Genomic DNA, 17,352 nt, shown 5'->3' with positions numbered 1-17,352 from the left:
GCTTTGCAGCCGAACGCAGCCTCGCAGGCTCGGCAGCTGCTACAACAAGTGTGTAGGTCCGCTGGGTTTTGTGGAAATGAACAATAATCACCACACCCCCTTGTGCAGCGGACTGGCGTTATTGTCCGGGGCTACTGGCAGCATGGAACGCATTGGAACTGGAGAATTCGCATGAAAATCGTCATCGCCCCCGATTCGTTCAAGGACAGCCTCAGCGCCCAAAGTGTGGCCGACGCCATTGCGTTGGGTCTGGCAGATGTCTGGCCTGAAGCGCAACTGATCAAATGCCCGATGGCCGACGGTGGCGAAGGCACGGTGGAGTCGATTCTGGCCGCGTGCGAGGGAGAACTGCGTCGCACGAAGGTCCGTGGCCCGCTCGGTGCAACGGTCGACGCCGCCTGGGGCTGGTTGCCACACAACCACACCGCGATCATCGAAATGGCCGAAGCCAGCGGCTTGCAGTTGGTACCGCCGGGCAAGCGCGATGCCTGCTTCAGTAGCACCTTCGGCACCGGCGAACTGATTCGCGCGGCCCTTGATGCCGGGGCAGAGCGGGTGATTCTGGCCATTGGCGGCAGCGCCACCAACGATGGCGGGGCCGGAGCGATGCAAGCGCTGGGCGTGAGATTGCTGGATGCACAGGGACAAACCCTGGTACCGGGCGGTTTGGCGCTGGCAAAACTGGGTCGCATCGATCTGAGTGACATTGACCCGCGTCTGGCTGAAGTGCGCTTCGACATCGCAGCCGATGTTACCAATCCACTGTGCGGTCCTCACGGCGCTTCAGTCATTTTCGGCCCACAAAAAGGCGCATCGCCCGAACAAGTGCAGCAACTGGATGACGCGCTCGGACACTTTGCTGAACGGTGCGCTGATGTATTAGGTCGCGACGTCAAGGACGAACCGGGCACCGGTGCAGCGGGCGGTCTGGGGTTTGCCGCTACGGCATTCCTCGGTGCACAGTTTCTGGCCGGTGTGGAAGTGGTCGCCGAACTGGTCGGGTTGGTGGAAGCAGTGCAGGGCGCTGACCTGGTGGTGACCGGGGAAGGGCGGTTCGATGCCCAGACCTTGCGTGGCAAGACGCCGTTCGGTGTCGCGCGCATTGCCCGGCAGCACGGCGTGCCGGTGATCGTGATCGCCGGCACCTTGGGTGAGGGCTATCAGGCGTTGTATGAACACGGTATCGATGCCGCGTTTTCGTTGGCGAGCGGGCCAATGCCGCTGGAACAGGCGTGCGCTGAAGCGCCACGGTTGCTGCGTGATCGCGCCAGCGATATCGCGCGGGTCTGGCGGATTGCCAAAGCCTGACGCGAGATTTTGTAGCAGCTGTCGAGCCTGCGAGGCTGCGTTCGAGTGCGCGGTAGTCGCAGGATCTAAAAAGCGCGACTGCTTCGCAGTCGGACGCAGCCTTCGGCAGCTGCTACAGGTGATTTTTTTCATAGTTGAAACACTCGTACCCCCTTGAAATATATTTCTCCATCCCCCCGCAACAAACCTCATCCCCGGCCGATACAGCCTATAGACGCTCACACACCCGATTCGACAGTGGCGCCAAACTGAATGCGTGCCGTTCAGTGATCACCGCACGGATGCTCGCCGCCTCACTCTTCCGAGATGCCTCCTATGTCACTGCGTAATCTGAATATCGCGCCTCGAGCGTTCCTGGGTTTTTCGTTCATTGCCTTGCTCGTCATCGTGCTGGGTGTGTTTGCCGTGGACCGCATGTCGATCATCCGTCAGGCCTCCGTTGATATGGAAAGCACGCAGCTGCCCAGCGTCGGCTTTCTGGGCAACATGACTGAAAACGTCTTGCGCCTGCGGATCCTGTCTTTCCGCGTACTGATCAACCGCGAGCCCGCCGCGTTGCAGGAGGCGCAGACCCGCATCGGCGTGCTAATCGACAAGCTGCGCAGCGCTCAGGCCAGTTATGCCGCCTTGCCCGCTCAGCCGGAAGAAGCCGCGCTGTACAAAACCTTCATTGCAACGCTGGACAGTTACATGCAAGCGCAGAACCAGATGATGGACCTGTCGCGGCAGAACCAGCTCGACGAGATGCGTACCCTGATCAATACCCGAATCAAGGACGGCACCGACCAGATGGGCGAGCAGTTGAACAAGCTGGTGGCCCTCAACAACGGTTACGCCAAGGCCGCCTCCGCCGAGGCGGGTCAACACTACAGCAGCGCCATCACCGGCATTTTTGTGGTCGCGGTGATGGCGGCATTGCTGACAGTGTTGCTGGCCTGGCTGCTGACCCGCAGTATTGTCACACCGCTGAACCGTGCAGTGCAGGTCGCCGAAACTATCGCTGGCGGCAATCTTTCCAACGTCATCGACATCGATGGCAAGGACGAGCCGGCCCGTTTGCTCGGTGCCTTGGCGACCATGCAAGCCAGCCTGCGCAAAACCATCGAACAGATTGCCGGGTCCGCCACGCAACTGGGCGCCGCCGCTGAAGAACTCAGCACCGTGACTGAAGAAGCTTCTCGCAGCCTGCAACAGCAAAACAACGAAATCGAACAAGCCGCCACCGCTGTCAATGAAATGACCGCCGCCGTGGAAGAAGTGGCGCGCAACGCGGTGTCGACCTCCGAGGCCTCCAGCCAGTCGACCCAGGCAGCGCGCGAAGGCCGTGACCGGGTGGTGGAAACCGTCGACGCGATCCAGACCATGACCCACGACGTGCAAAACACTTCGCTGATGATCGAAGGCCTGGCCGCACAAGGGCGCGATATCGGCAAAGTGCTGGATGTGATCCGCGCCATCGCCGAACAAACCAACCTGCTGGCGCTCAACGCCGCCATCGAAGCCGCCCGTGCCGGTGAAGCCGGGCGGGGTTTTGCCGTGGTGGCGGACGAAGTGCGGGCACTGGCCCATCGCACCGCGCAGTCGACGCAGGAAATCGAAAAAATGGTCGCTGGCATTCAGAACGGCACCGGCCAGGCGGTTTCATCGATGCAGCAAAGCAACCAGCGCTCCCAAAGCACACTGGAAATGGCCCGCGCCGCCGGTGTGGCGCTGGAGCAGATTACCCAGTCGATTCACTTGATCAACGAACGCAATCTGGTGATCGCCAGCGCCTCGGAAGAACAGGCGCAGGTGTCGCGCGAAGTGGACCGCAACCTGGTGAACATCCGCGACCTGGCCACCCAGTCCTCCGCGGGCGCCAATCAGACCAGCGCCGCCACCCATGAACTGTCGCGTCTGGCGGTGGATTTGAATGCCATGGTGGCGCGTTTCGTGATTTGAGGTAGGGTTGAGTTCAGGAGCCCGCGCGCGACAGGAGAATCACATGCGCTATTCAGCCTTGACCAAACGAATTGCCGGCGACGGAGCAGCAGCCTGGCAGATTCATGACCGAGCGCTGGAAATGCGCGAGCAGGGCGTCGATGTCCTGCTGCTGTCGATTGGTGATCCAGACTTCGACACGCCACAACCCATTGTCCAGGCCGCCATCGACAGTTTGCAGGCCGGCGACACCCATTATCCAGAAGTGCGCGGCAGTCGAGGGCTGCGCAGGAGCATTGCGCGGCGCCATCACCAGCGCAGTGGTCAGGGCGTGGACGCGGACAATGTCATCGTGTTCCCAGGGGCGCAATGCGCGGTGTATTCGGTCGCGCAATGCCTGCTCGATCCGGGCGATGAAGTGATCGTCGCAGAGCCGATGTACGTGACCTATGAAGGCGTGTTCGGCGCCTGCGCCGCTAAAGTAGTGCCGGTTGCGGTGCGCCCGGAGAACGGCTTTCGCGTCGACCCGGCGGATGTCGCGGCACTGATTACCCCGAAAACCCGGGTTATCTTGCTCAACAGTCCGAACAATCCATCCGGCGCCAGTTTGCCGCTGCCCACTTGGCAAGCAATCGCAGCCTTGTGCGTGCGCCATGACCTGTGGCTGATCAGCGATGAGGTCTACAGCGACCTGTTGTTCGAGGGGGAGCACACCAGTCCGGCGAGTCTGCCGGACATGGCCGAGCGCACCGTGACCATCAATAGCCTGTCCAAGTCCCACGCCATGAGTGGCTGGCGGGTCGGCTGGGCGATTGGCCCGAAACCCATGGCCGAGCATTTGGTGAATCTGTCGTTGTGCATGCTGTTCGGAATTCCGGATTTCATCCAGAACGCGGCGCAATTGGCGCTGGATCAGAACCTGCCGGAAGTGGCATTGATGCGCGAGGAATATCGCCAGCGCCGTGACCTGGTATGCGCGAGGCTGAGCGGTTGCCTCGGTATCAGGCCTGTGCGACCGGATGGCGGGATGTTTGTGATGGTGGATGTACGCCAGACCGGGCTGTGCGCCCAGAGGTTTGCCGAGCGGTTGCTGGAGGGGTATGGCGTGTCAGTGCTGGCGGGGGAGGCATTCGGGCCGAGCGCGGCGGGGCATATCCGGATCGGGTTGGTGGTGGATCAGGTGCAACTGGCGGAGGCGTGTCGGCGGATTGCGTTGTGTGCGGCGGATCTTCTGGAGGCGAGACGAGCCTGACGGTTTTGTGTTGCTTGTGCTGGCCTCATCGCGAGCAGGCTCGCTCACACAGGGGATTTGTGAACGCCACAGATCCTATGTGGGAGCGAGCCTGCTCGCGATAGCGGACTAACAAACGCTGAATTAATCAGCCCTGCCACGCCCCGGTATTCACCAGATTCTTCGGTCGCTCTCCAGCCAACGCCATCAGCAAATTATCCACCGCACACGCGGCCATCGCCTCCCGAGTCTCATGCGTCGCCGACCCCATGTGCGGCGTCGCCACCACGTTGTTCAACGTCAACAGCGGCGAATCCGTGTTGAGCGGCTCACGCTCAAACACATCCAGCCCCGCCCCCCGAATCTGCCCGGAACGCAGCGCTTGAATCAACGCCGCTTCGTCCACCACCTTGCCCCGGGAAATGTTGATGAAAATACTCTGCGGGCGCATCAAGGCGAACTCTTCAGCGCCAATCAACCCTTCCGTTTCAGCCGTCAGCGGCAAGGTCAGGCAGATGAAGTCAGCCTGCTGCAACAACTCCGTCAGGCTTCTGTACTGCGCTTTGAAACGCTGCTCCACCGCCGGTTTCGGCGCATGGCTGTGATAGATCACCGGCATGCCAAACCCGAAATGTCCCCGCTGCGCCAAGGCCTCACCAATCCGCCCCATGCCGATGATGCCCAACGTCTTGCCATGCACATCGGTGCCGAAATGCACCGGGCCGATGTTGCGCTTCCACTGGCCGTTGCGAACCATGTTCGCCAATTCCACCACGCGCCGGGCGGTCGCCAGGATCAGCGCGAAACCGGTGTCCGCCGTGGTTTCAGTCAGCACGTCCGGCGTGTTGCTGAGCAGGATGCGGCGCTCGGTAAGGTAATCGATGTCGTAGTTGTCGACGCCGACGGAAACGCTGGCGATGGCTTCGAGGTTCGGCGCCAGTTCCAATAACCCGGCATCCAGTTTCAGGCTGGCGCCGAGCAATCCGTGGGCCCGGGGCAGGGCCTCACGCAATTGCGCGAGGCCCTCCGGGTTGAGGTTGTCGATCAGCTTCACCTCGGTGTGCTCATGCAGGCGAGCCATGAGCAGCGGCGAGAGTTTCTTGTACAGAACAACCTGCTTTTTCATCATCATGTTCTCAATTTCAATTCAAGGGTGAGCAGTCGCCGGACGTTGCGCAGCCGCCTTCTCCACGACCCGGTCACTGGCACCGGGCTTGAGGAAAATCGTCAGCACCACCGACAGCATCAACGCGCCGCTCATCAACAAATACGAAGCCCCTGGCGATCCGGTGCTGCTGTTCAAGTAGCCGACCAGATACGAGCCGCCAAACGAACCCAGCGCGCCCATGCTGTTGATCAGCGCCATGGCGCCTCCGGCGACGTTGGCCGGGAGGATCTCCGGGATGATCGCGAAAAACGGCCCGTAAGGCGCATACATGCAGGCGCCGGCAATCACTAGCAGGGTGTAGGACCACCAGAAATGTTCCGCGCCCAACGCGTAAGAGCCATAGAACGCGATGGAGGCGATCAGCAGCGGCGGCCAGACGAAGCGTTTGCGCTTCTGCAATTTGTCCGAGCCCCAGGACACCAGCAGCATGCCAATCACGGCGGCCAGATACGGTAGCGCCGACAGCCAACCGGCCTCGATCATGTTCATTTGTGCGCCGGCCTTGAGGATCGACGGCAGCCACAACACGAAACCGTAAACGCCAATGCTCCAGCAGAAAAACTGAAGCGCGAGGATGATCACTTTCGTCGAGCGAAAGGCCTCGGCGTAATTTTTCACCGCTTTGATGCCGACCTGTTCAGCGGCAAGGGCGCTTTCCAGATCCTGCTTCTCCTGATCGCTGAGCCATGTGGCTTGTGCCGGACGGTCATCGGCCAGACGCCACCAGATAAACGCCCACAGCACCGCCGGCAACCCTTCGATGATGAACATCCAGCGCCAGCTGTAATGCTGCACCAGATAACCCGACACCACCGACATCCAGAGCATGGTCACCGGGTTGCCCAGGATCAGGAAAGTGTTGGCGCGCGAGCGTTCGGCACGGGTAAACCAATGGCACAGATAGATCAGCATCGCCGGCATGACGGCGGCTTCGACTACCCCGAGCATGAAGCGGATGACGATCAGCCAATAGGCGTTGGAGACGATCCCGGTCAGTGTCGCGAGGCTGCCCCAGAGGATCAGGCTGACGAAAATCAACTTCTTGACGCTGTTCTTCTGCGCGTAAATCGCGCCCGGCACCTGAAAGAAAAAGTAGCCGAGAAAGAACAGCGCGCCGAGCAACGACGACATTCCGGGCGTGATCATCAGGTCGGCGGCCATGCCCGAGGCAGCAGCGAACCCGTAGTTGGCGCGGTCCAGATACGCCAGGCTATAGGTGATGAAGACGATGGGCATGATGTACCACCAGCGGCGGGTGGGGAGTGAAGCTGTTTTCATAGTGATGCTCCTGAGCTTGTTGTTTTTGTCGCAGCAGGTAACGGGGTAAATCTTCAGTAACTGTGTAGGCCTCATCGCAAGCAGGCTCACTCCCACAGAGGGGTCAGGTTGAAATCAGGTCCAGTGTGGGAGCGGGCTTGCCCGCGATGGCGCCCTCAAATTCAGCAGACAATTCCAGCCGGGTCGGCAAACCTTCCATATCCCCCCGACTCTGCACCGCCCGGCTACCAATCCAGTTGGCCCGCCGCACCGCGTCGGCAACGCTGTGGTTTTCCAGGAGCGCGCTGATCATGCCGACGGCAAAACCATCGCCCGCACCCACTGTATCGACCACGGTTGCCACCGGCACACCGGCGACAAATCCCTGATCAACCGGCGTGCGGAAATACGCGCCCCGCGGACCCAGCTTGATCGCCACCGCTTCGGCGCCCAGATCCAGGTAAAACGCCGCGATATCTGCCGGGTCTTCCAATCCGGTCAGTAAACGGCCCTCACTCAACCCCGGCAGCACCCAATGGGCGAGGGCCGCAAGGCGGTTGATCTCGGTAATCATCTGTTGTGCGCTGGCCCACAGGCTCGGGCGCAGATTCGGGTCGAAGGACACGCTGCGCCCGGCAGCGCGCATGCGGGTCATCAATTCAAAGGACATTTCCCGGGCCGACGCAGACAGTGCCGGCGGAATGCCGGTGGCGTGCAAGTGACGCGCGCCGAGCAGTGGCGGGGCGATGGATTGCACCGACAAATGACTGGCCGCCGAACCGCGACGGAAATACTCCACCGCCGGATCGCTGCCGTCGTCGGTGCGGGATTTGAGTTGAAACCCGGTCGGGTGCGCCGAGTCGATGGCGACATGACTGCAGTCCAGGCCTTCTTTGCGCAGCGTGTCGACGACAAACCGCCCCAATGAATCGTCGCCCACCCGGCTCAACCACGCCACCTTGAATCCGAGCCGTGAAAGGCCAATCGCAACGTTGTTGTCCGCCCCGGCAATACGTTTGTGGAACTGGCCGACGTCGGCCAGATCACCGCTTTGCTCGGCGACAAACATCGCCATGGTTTCGCCGAATGACAGGATATCGAACTCAGACATGGGCCTTCTCCAACCGGGGTTGACCCAGGCGGGCGAGGGTGGCGACGTGTTCGCGGGTCAGTTGCACCAGGTCATCGCCTTGCAGCGGGTATTCCGCTGCGCGCATAACGCCTTGTGGCATATGCCGCAGCAGTTGCTCCCATAACTGCACGTCGCTGGCCATCGGCGGGATGGCGACCAGTTTGCCGTCGGCGCGGCGTGTCACGGCTTTGCAGTGCACGTAGCCGACATGCCGACCGAGCAACCGCGCGGCGCTGGCGGCCGACTGGTCTTGCCATTGCCAGTTGCCGATGTCGAAGGTCATTTTGATCGGCAACTGGTGCTGCTCGACCTCGCCGAAGAAGCGTTGAAAAGGTTCAATGCGGCCGCCGTGCAAGGTCTGGTCGTTTTCCACCAGCAACTGCACCGGACTCTGAGCTAGGACACGGCCCAATGCCTGAAGATCATTGTTGTCGGTGAAGTAACCCAGGGATACTTTCAGCCAATTGGCGCCGAACGTTTCGGCGCGCTCAAGGGTGGTGAGCAGTTGAGGATTGGGCTTCGATTGACCGGCCAGCCACAACTCCATCGGCGAGGAATAAATGCTTTCCAGGCCTTGGGATCGGCTGTCGTCAGCCAGTTGCAGAGGGTTTTCATCCGTCAGCAACTCCTCGCGCCATTCAATGTGCGTGGCGCCGGCGGCGGCCAATATATCGATAAAGCTGCCTTGGCCGCGTTGGCGTACAAGGTCCGCGCCGTAGCTGGAAAGGCTGATGGAGACGGGTGGTTTATTCATTGTTTTTATACCTCTGAAACCGGTTTCATTTTTTTTCAAAAAAATGGCTATTTGAATGATGTTGTGTTCTTCAGGGCGCCATCGCGAGCAGGCTCGCTCCCACAGGGGATTTGTGGTTGCCATAGTTCCAATGTGGGAGCGAGCCTGCTCGCGAAGGGGCCATAACACTCACCGAAGATTTCCAAGGGTCGACCCCCGCACAATCAACCGCGCCGAAAAATCCAGGGTCCGCACCGCACCGACATCCCCACGCAACCGCTTGAGCAGACACTCAAACGCACTCGCGCCAATTTCTTCCGTCGGCTGAGCCAGCGCGGTAATCCCGCTGCCCACCAACGGATACCAATCCAGGTCATCCAATGCGATCAGCCCCACGTCCTCAAACAGATTGCAGTGCAGCTCACGCAATGAATGAGTGCTCGCCAACGCTGCAATGCCATTGGCACAGAACAGCGCTTTCGGGCCCGGGCCGGGAGTGTTCAAGAATGTTTTTAACTGCGTGGTCAGCTCGCTGCCAGTCTCGATCACCGCACCGTCGAAGGCCGGGCGTTGTGCGATCTGTGCCTTGAAACTGCTCACCCGCTCGATCCGCGCGCTGGTGCCGTCCAGCGGTTCGGTGACCATCAGCACATCGCGATAGCCGCGTTCCTGCAAATGGGCGAGGGCCATTTCTACCGCCGCCGGGTTGTCCAGCCCGACCAGATCGCTCTCAAGTTGTTCGACCTTGCGATCCACCAGCACCAACGGCATTTCCCGATGCAGCTCGCGCAGTTCGTCGCGGTGATGACCCAGGGTGTTCACGATCAAACCTTCGATGTTGTACGAGCGCAGCAACGCCAGGTGCTGACGCTCCTGCTCATCATCGCGATCGGTGTTGCACACCACCAGGCTGTAGCCGTGTTGACGGCAAGCGGTTTCCACCCCGTGCATCACGGCAATCGAATAAGGGTTGCGGATATCGGCCACCAGCATGCCGATCAGGCGAGTGCGTCCGCGTTTGAGGCCGCGGGCCATCTGGTTGGGGCGGTATCCGAGTGCGGCAATCGCCTGCTCGATGCGCAGGGCCGTGGCATCGGAGAGCAGGGCGCGATCGTCGCCGATGAAGCGCGAGACGCTGGCCTTGGAGACACCGGCGTGTTCGGCGACGTCGAGCATGGTGATGCGGCTGCGCTGGGCGGCGGAGAAGTCGTTCACGGTGTCGGACCTTATTTTTAGTAGTGAACCTGGTGTTTCTGAAACCGGTTTCAGTTAGCGCTAAAGCTAATTATTCGTCAAGTTCGAATAGCCAATGATTTCTATGTAAACCGACAAGCGGTCGCAATACCTGTCACATCTGACAGTAGTAAAAGTCAGCTATGAGGCATTTAATTTCTCTTAATCCGCCATAAGGTCGGCACTCAAAAGGTCAGGGACTTCGCCATGTCAACATCAGAGAGTCGCCCCAAAAAAAAAGGGATTTTGCTGGCCGACGCCCCCAGTGTTGATGACGTGCCCGACAGCGATCCCGACGGGCGCTTGCCGGCAAACGTATTGCTCAATGGTGGCCAGGCAAGAGTTCCTCGTTGGCCGATATATGCAGACCAACCTGGTGAAATGGATGAACTGACGGTCTTTTGGCGGAGGGATGGAAGGACCATAGAAATTTATAAAGAAATAAAAAATGGCCCGATTACCGAGAAGGAGTTCTTGATTTCCATAGGAACACATCTATTGCTGGGGGACGGAGTTGCATTTCTCTATTACATGGTCAAACCGATCCCCGGCAACCGGCTATTTTCTGTAGAAAGAAAGCTAACCATTGATCATAGTGTTATTCCATTGCCTGTATTGTTGGAGCCAACGTTTCCCGATGCGAATGGTGGTGGGTATTTGAATTGCGGTACGGAACGGGCGATTTGGGATGGACTATATATAAAAATCCCCTACCAAAATCTTGAGAAAGATGATGTGTGTGTTCTTTTTTGGCAAGGCTACACGTCGTTAAATGGAGCGGATAAAACTGAAATTACGGGGACTGAAGGCGAGTTTAGCTATACGTTAAGTGATGAGGATGCAAAAAATATTAACGGATTTGAATTGCCACCCATTGTCTTTGTACCTTTTGTTGAACCTGTCGTGTATGGCTCCGGTACCGCAAGATACAAAATAAGGCGAGCGGGCGAATTTGTCGGCGAGTCAAAGAAAGGCTTGGTTAGGATCGATCGAATAGAAGCGGGTGAAGAAAACTATTGTGGCCCCGAGTGACGCATGGAGAGTGTCTGTATTCAATTTTTATGATGTGCTCTAAATGAAACATTAGTGGGTATTGGAGTTGGGCAGCAGGTAGGGGCCGGGCTGCGCGGGCAGCCTTGCAAAAAAAATACAGTGAAGGAAAACAGTAAATGGATGCTAAACAGCAAATTGCCGAAATTGACCGTGTGAATCGTCGCAATGCACCGATTGAGATTATGGCCGGGTTGCCACCTACAGTGCCCGATATTTTAAGTGATACGGACAGGCGGGTAAAAGTTGACAAGATCGGGGCGGGGATGAAGCTGCCTATTATTCTAAAACTTTGGGAGATACAAGACGAAGGCGATACGGTAATTGTTCAAATCAGGAAAGCGGGTGTCACAACCTGGACCACTGCTGACACTTTTTCCGCAGGCTCTATTGACAGTCGTCCGCCCGAATTTACAAGAATCATCCCGGCAGACCTATTGACCGAGGACAACCCTCCCGCTACACCCACAATCTTTGAGGTTCGCTACACCGTCAGGCCCCCTATCGGCAATCCCTGGAACTCAGACATAATCACTATCATCATTGACCGGCGCGCACCTCATCAGGCAACTCCTGGTGGCCCAAAGGCTCGCCCGCCTATTGCCACGCTTCCACAATTGTCACCTGGCGATTTAATCGATGATGCGTTCATTCAGCGAAATCCGACGGGGATGGAAGTCACCATCGCGATTACACATCAAAACCCACTACCGACTGATCGTATCCGTTTCAACATCGCGGAAAGATACCAGTCAAATAACCCGACACCTCCCCTTTATGAAGGGCTTCTGGGAACGGGGGTCTTTACTATTCCAGTGGAAAATTTGAGGGGCATAGACCCACGAGCGAACTACGCATTTTACGAACTTCACGATGGTGTTGGAACCAATGACGTGGGGAACGTCAGTAATCTTTCAGTGGCAAAGGGCTTAAAGGTTCGCTTTACACCGTTGCCTATACTTGATGAACCCATCGTTCCACTAGCGGTGACTGATAAGTTAATCGATATCAAGGATTGTCGTGAGCCGGGTGGCGTCACGGTCGAAGTGAAAAGACCTGATAACGTTTTACCTACCGATGAAGTCCGGTGCAAGTGGAACAACAAAAACCTGGGTGAATTTCCATTTTTGACCCATGATCCATTGATTATTCAGGTTACATTTGTCGATATTTTTGACGATTATTATAAAGATGGCGCGGATACCGAAACAGATGTGCCGGTAACAGTTATGTGTGAGTTGCTGCGCAGTACTGACGTTATCAGCACGTCTAATACCAATTTGGCGGCAAACATCTACTATCCCGGCAGTGTGAATCCGATAGATCCTGCCCCTGAAAACCAAGAATTAAACGCGCCCCATATTACAAGTACCGCGGTGAACGACATATTGGAGCCCGTGGATTACAACAAAGATCATACGGTCACCATTGAACTATGGAGCGATGCGGACAAACCCGTTAAGGCAGGCCAGCAAATATTCGGCGAATATGCGGGCCAACGATTCGGTCCGGAGTTTTTAGCGGACGGGCAGACGACTGTTGATATAACACTTGAGTGGGCATTGATTTTTAGTGGCGGTTTGGGTGCAGATAAGTCACTGCAGTATTTTGTGTCCGATATTGGTGGAGTCAATGAAAACCCCTCACCAATCCAGAAGGTTACTAACAATGCGATCGTTGTTGTAATGGACCCGCCTGTTGTAGCGCAAGAGAATCCGGGCACGCTGTATTGTGACGATCTAAGAGAAACCGGCTTTGGATTGAAAGTTAAAGTCCCAGGTAATATCGATCATTTTTTGGATGGGCGCAGTGTCATTTTGTATGCGCAAGGTTACAGGGATGAAGCGATGACCGAGTTGGCGGACGGCACCGACTTTGAATCCGCACCCCATTTGATTGGGGGGACTGAGCCAGCAGATGGATTCGAATTGGTTATCACCCCTTATATTCCGTTCATCAGGAATATTCCTAATCCACCGCCGAACCCAATTCCTAATCCACCAGGAGATTACAACGGGTGGTGGAGAATCTGGTATGATTTGGATATCAATGGAACGCGCTATCCTTCCTTGGAATATTACAGCAAGGTGTATTTAGTAAATGCTCGCGGTGAATATTGCGAGGATCAATAACTTATTGGGTCTGTATGCGCCGTCGCGTCAGTACACTGTGCTGGCGTGGCGGATGCATACCCAGTGTGCAAAGTCTTGCGTATGAAAGTTAAAAATCCGAGGCAATATCCGATTTTTCCTACACCCAAATTCAAAAGCAGTCGGTAGGCTTGCCGCCTTTCCGGTAAGACCATTCCAATAGCTTCAGTCAAGCCGGGCAATTCGCTTAATCGTGGTGGCTCATATGTCGACAAAAAATATCTTACGTTCACATTTCAAAAAAAGTCAGTGGTATTCATCACTGGCTCTGTCTGTTTTGGTTTTACCTTACGCTCAAGCTAGAACTCTGAACTCAGGGGAGACGGAAACAATTACATCTTCGTCGCCTGTTGAGAGTTGGCAGGTTGCCGTGGATTCGGTTCTTAATGTGAACGGCGCGACGACGCAGGACATTACGATGGAAGGCGGGACGCTGAATACAAATGGCGGTGTCACCGCGCAGATCGACGCAAACAATGGCGCCACTGTAAACCTCAACGGCGCAACAGTCATCGGCGCGGGTGGATTTGTCGGCGTCTCGTTGATCAATAGCGCGGCGAACATTAAAAACACGTCAATTACCGGTCTTGAATATGGCCTACAAGCCGTTCGCGACGTCGATACCCAGACCGGTTCGACCGTTGATATGCAAGACAGTACTGTTCGCGGGAACTCAGGGGGTGCAGTTGCAACCTCTTACAGTTCATTAAACTTGCGCAACAGTGTTGTTGAGGGAACCGGCGCTTCGAGCTTCGGGTTATCTCTGCACGGCGGGCAGGCTACTGTGAGCGAGGGCTCCAAAATTATCGGCGGGCTTAATGGCGTGACGTTCGGCTCTGACAACGCTGATAATCAAATCAGCAGGCTCGTTATCGATAATTCCAGCGTCGAAGGGAAGAGTGGTGTCGCGATAGTTGTCGATCTTCCCGGTAATTCGTTGGGGCCTCTGACGATTGATGTGCGGAATAAATCATCGCTCCAGAGCGGTATCAATGAGATTCTGAAAGTTGCAGGTGGCGCGGCTGTCGCGTTCACCGTAGATAACAGTTCGTTGCAGGGAAACATTAAGGTTGAATCCGGAAGCACGGCAGACGTTACTTTGCGCAATCAAGCATCACTGATAGGTGACCTGGAGAATGTCTCTCGTCTTGAACTTGACACACATAGTACTTACTCGGGTGTTTTCAAAGGGGATGCCATTCGAGGCGCGAGTGTGGGACTAAACAACGGATCGCAGTTCATCGGCGACGTGGAGAACGCTACTCGCCTGGAGCTCGACAGACAAAGTAGCTTCTCGGGTATTTTCAAAGGGGATACGGCCCGCGGTGCCATCGTGGCACTCAACAACGGATCAAAGTTCAATGGCGATGTGGAGAATGCCACTCGCCTGGAGCTCGACACACAAAGTATCTTCACGGGTGTGTTCAAAGGGGATTCTGTTCGTGGCGCCAGCGTGCTGCTCAACAACGGATCGCTGTTCAACGGCGATGTGGAGAATGTTACAGACTTTACCCTCAATCATTCGACGTGGGTCATGACTGGCGATAACCAAATCCACAAACTTGCCGTTGACGGGGGCACCGTCGATTTTGGCCAAGGGGCGATTTTCAATCGGTTAGATGTTGCGGAGTTAGAGGGCAATGGCACGCTAGCAATGTCGACGGACTTTGGTACTCGTCAAACAGATTTTCTGAATGTCACAGGCCGCGCAGAGGGGAACTATGAGGTGTCCGTCAACGCGACGGGGAGCAAGCCGGTAAATGAGGAGCAGATTCAGCTCGTCAAGGTGGGCAGCGGTGATGCGCAATTTGCGCTTCGCGGTGGTGCGGTCGATGCGGGTGCGCGGACCTATAAATTGTTCGAAGACGACAACGGTTGGTACTTGCGACCGGATACGCAAGCCAGTATCAGCACACAGTCAGTGCTGGCGATTGCGAACACCGCTCCAACCATTATTGATGCAGAAAGAACGTTACTGAATACGCGAATGGGTGATCGTCGGATGACGGGGGCAAAGTCGGGTGTCTGGACGCGAGCGTATGGCAATCGTTATGGTGTTAAAAATGCGTATGGCGACGGCTACAGTCAGACCCAGAAAGGTGTAGTGGTTGGGGCTGACACAAACGTGGGTAATGGCGAGTGGTTGCTCGGAGGCATGTTTGGCTATAGCAACACCAAACTGGATCTGAGACCAGGTAGCACGGGGACCGTAGACAGCTATTCGTTAGGCGCTTACCTGACAAAGTTTGACACCCCAAGTGGCGTCTACATTGATGCTGTGACAAAAATCAACCGTTTCGAAAACAGCTTGGACGTCAGTATGAGCGATGGTGTGCGTACCAAGGGTGATTACGATAATTACGGCCTGAGCGGCTCGCTCGAAGTCGGTAAGCAGAATGAATTGGGCGGAGGATATTTCTGGGCGCCGTTTGCGCAGATTGCCGCCGCAGTGGTGCCTGGTGAAGATTACACGCTGGACAATGGCCTTGACGTTAATAGTGAGTTGACGCGTTCGTTGGCGGTAAAGGGCGGAACCTATGTGGGCAGTGAAATTGATTTGGGCAATGGTCAGAAACTGCAGCCTCGTTTACGCCTGGCGCTGGGGCATGAATTCATTAAAAACAATCAAGTCGATGTTAACGACAGTCGATTTAACAATGATGCTTCAACGACGAGTGTGGAAGTGGCCGCTGGCCTTAACTGGGCTTTGCCGCACGGTGTTCAACTGTTTGCAGAGGCGGGAACTAGCCAAAGTAAAACGGTTAGTCAGGATTACAACGTAAGCACAGGGATTAGTTTTAGTTTCTGATCAATTTTCAAAGTAATAAAAAAGGAAGCATTTGCTTCCTTTTTTATTATGCGGCGTGGCCAGTCGATATGAAAACCGTTGAAGCTATTCTGACGCTGCCAGATCAAAATCAAGATCAAAGGTATGGTATTTTGGGGGATCAAGTTGGTCTGCCAATCTGGCACTTAGTGTGCCAATGATCGTGCCGTCAGCGGTGCTGAATTTGACAGCAATATCGGCCTGTGTGGTTGAGTATTCCGACGGTGGATTCTCTGCCGTATTGTTGTAGGTGATTTTGAAACCTTCGCTGAGTCTTTGAATCATGGTTTCTTTCGGGTCTTCAAAAAAAATAACTCTAATTGTCTGAATATGATTGTCTACGCTGTTTCGATAGTTCGCTTCTATGGTCCAGCGAGGAGGTTCGCCTTCTTGAGGGTAATTGACTTTCGAGAAAGTAGCTTTGAAATTTAATGGGATTTCTTGATCAATCGAACCGCTGAACGTATTGTCTCGGGCGTGTTTTCTAGGGGAATAGACAATTTTCCGTGCTGCGCTCATGAATATAAACTCCATAGTTAGTGTCACATTGGCACCAGTGGTTCAACGCCGAGTCGAGCCACGGATAGCACTATCAAAGCGAGATTAAGCGAAGTTGTAAACTGTCATACTTTACAGTTTACAACTCGAGTATTTCATGCGTCTTAAGTCGGGGTGGTGCGGGGCCAAATTGCGCTTTTTATTTAGAATCAAACTATCACTTTACGCCAATGGAACTGACCGTCTTTCACGTAACCTCTTTATCAGGATCGGTTACGCCTTTGGCTTCGAACGACAGGCGTCCTTCAAGTTGTTGGTAGGTAGGGTCGGATGCGAGGTAAAGCTCGCCGCTGATCGAATTAAAAACTTCGGCTCCCTGATTGGGTGTGACGTAAGCAGCGCGGATATTTGCATCATCTTTGCTGAAGATATGCGTCCCTGCTTTCACGCCGTCCTTGATAAAGAGGGTAATACGGTGCTGCTTGGGTGGGAGTAGATCCCAAACAAACTGGTCCGCAGTGAGTACCAACTCCTGCTTGTCGTGCTTGACACTCATGGAGTCAGACATGAACTCCGGGCTGATGCCGCCTATCAAGGTTGCACTGAATGCGCCTTGCGTCTTCCGGGTGCGGACACGGTCGGAAGTGGTGATGCCAGTCAAGTCAAAGTTCGCATAGGTAATAGTGATGGTGTCGATTTCATTTCCGAAACGCACAGTGCAAAAGAAAGAGCCTTTCATTCTTTGCTCGACAGCGAAATAAGCCACTGTGAGCGTTCCTTTTATAGAGGTGTAAGGCGTGCTGCCTGCATCTACATAGCGCCAATACCGGCGTTTTTCAAGGTAG

Annotated in this window: 13 protein-coding genes; 6 read left to right on the top strand and 7 right to left on the bottom strand. The window is 55.7% G+C overall.

Going from position 1 to position 17,352, the window contains the following annotated elements:
* The first annotated feature begins 171 nt into the window (after positions 1 to 171).
* The 3 genes from PMI22_RS04545 (at position 172) to PMI22_RS04555 (ending at position 4,480) form a co-directional block, all read left to right on the top strand.
* Complete coding sequence (locus PMI22_RS04545; RefSeq protein ID WP_007948399.1) at positions 172 to 1,308, top strand: glycerate kinase; 1,137 nt, start codon at positions 172 to 174, stop codon at positions 1,306 to 1,308.
* Between the two features lie 315 nt (positions 1,309 to 1,623).
* Positions 1,624 to 3,249 (top strand): methyl-accepting chemotaxis protein, encoded by a 1,626-nt coding sequence (locus tag PMI22_RS04550; RefSeq protein WP_007948398.1) that lies wholly within the window; start codon positions 1,624 to 1,626, stop codon positions 3,247 to 3,249.
* A 43-nt stretch (positions 3,250 to 3,292) separates the two neighbouring features.
* Complete coding sequence (locus tag PMI22_RS04555) at positions 3,293 to 4,480, top strand: pyridoxal phosphate-dependent aminotransferase (protein ID WP_007948396.1); 1,188 nt, start codon at positions 3,293 to 3,295, stop codon at positions 4,478 to 4,480.
* 127 nt (positions 4,481 to 4,607) lie between these two features.
* Here the strand turns inward: PMI22_RS04555 and PMI22_RS04560 are convergent, their stop codons facing one another.
* The 5 genes from PMI22_RS04560 to PMI22_RS04580 form a co-directional block, all read right to left on the bottom strand.
* Positions 4,608 to 5,585 (bottom strand): NAD(P)-dependent oxidoreductase, encoded by a 978-nt coding sequence (locus tag PMI22_RS04560; RefSeq protein WP_033049656.1) that lies wholly within the window; start codon positions 5,583 to 5,585, stop codon positions 4,608 to 4,610.
* Positions 5,586 to 5,606: 21 nt separating this feature from the next.
* On the bottom strand, positions 5,607 to 6,905 hold the full coding sequence (locus PMI22_RS04565) for an MFS transporter (RefSeq protein ID WP_007948394.1): 1,299 nt from the start codon (positions 6,903 to 6,905) through the stop codon (positions 5,607 to 5,609).
* A 103-nt stretch (positions 6,906 to 7,008) separates the two neighbouring features.
* Positions 7,009 to 7,995, bottom strand: coding sequence for a sugar kinase (locus PMI22_RS04570; protein WP_007948393.1), 987 nt, complete (start codon positions 7,993 to 7,995; stop codon positions 7,009 to 7,011).
* Positions 7,988 to 8,770 (bottom strand): sugar phosphate isomerase/epimerase family protein, encoded by a 783-nt coding sequence (locus tag PMI22_RS04575; protein ID WP_007948392.1) that lies wholly within the window; start codon positions 8,768 to 8,770, stop codon positions 7,988 to 7,990. Before PMI22_RS04575 ends, PMI22_RS04570 begins: the two co-directional genes overlap by 8 nt.
* 168 nt (positions 8,771 to 8,938) lie before the next feature.
* A complete protein-coding gene (locus PMI22_RS04580) occupies positions 8,939 to 9,964 on the bottom strand; it encodes a LacI family DNA-binding transcriptional regulator (protein WP_007948391.1) in 1,026 nt (341 codons plus the stop codon).
* A 225-nt stretch (positions 9,965 to 10,189) separates the two neighbouring features.
* Here PMI22_RS04580 and PMI22_RS04585 point away from each other — a divergent pair, with 225 nt between their 5' ends.
* From PMI22_RS04585 to PMI22_RS04595, 3 genes are all read left to right on the top strand, one after another.
* Positions 10,190 to 11,014: a hypothetical protein gene (locus PMI22_RS04585; protein ID WP_007948390.1), complete on the top strand. Its 825-nt coding sequence runs from the start codon at positions 10,190 to 10,192 to the stop codon at positions 11,012 to 11,014.
* A gap of 137 nt (positions 11,015 to 11,151) precedes the next feature.
* Positions 11,152 to 13,164 (top strand): hypothetical protein, encoded by a 2,013-nt coding sequence (locus PMI22_RS04590; protein WP_007948389.1) that lies wholly within the window; start codon positions 11,152 to 11,154, stop codon positions 13,162 to 13,164.
* A gap of 223 nt (positions 13,165 to 13,387) precedes the next feature.
* Entirely contained in the window at positions 13,388 to 15,991 is a 2,604-nt protein-coding gene (locus PMI22_RS04595) for an autotransporter outer membrane beta-barrel domain-containing protein (protein WP_033049655.1), read from the top strand.
* Positions 15,992 to 16,075: 84 nt separating this feature from the next.
* On the opposite strand, the gene PMI22_RS04600 is transcribed toward PMI22_RS04595, so the two are convergent.
* Together PMI22_RS04600 and PMI22_RS04605 are read right to left on the bottom strand one after the other, a co-directional pair.
* On the bottom strand, positions 16,076 to 16,528 hold the full coding sequence (locus tag PMI22_RS04600) for a hypothetical protein (RefSeq protein WP_007948387.1): 453 nt from the start codon (positions 16,526 to 16,528) through the stop codon (positions 16,076 to 16,078).
* A gap of 226 nt (positions 16,529 to 16,754) precedes the next feature.
* The coding region (locus PMI22_RS04605) for a hypothetical protein (protein ID WP_007948386.1) at positions 16,755 to 17,352 on the bottom strand (598 nt) is incomplete at its 5' end.

Source organism: Pseudomonas sp. GM21 (assembly GCF_000282215.1).
Taxonomy (GTDB): domain Bacteria; phylum Pseudomonadota; class Gammaproteobacteria; order Pseudomonadales; family Pseudomonadaceae; genus Aquipseudomonas.
The sequence above is the reverse complement of the archived record's forward strand: the minus strand, read 5'-3'. Positions and strand labels throughout refer to the sequence as shown.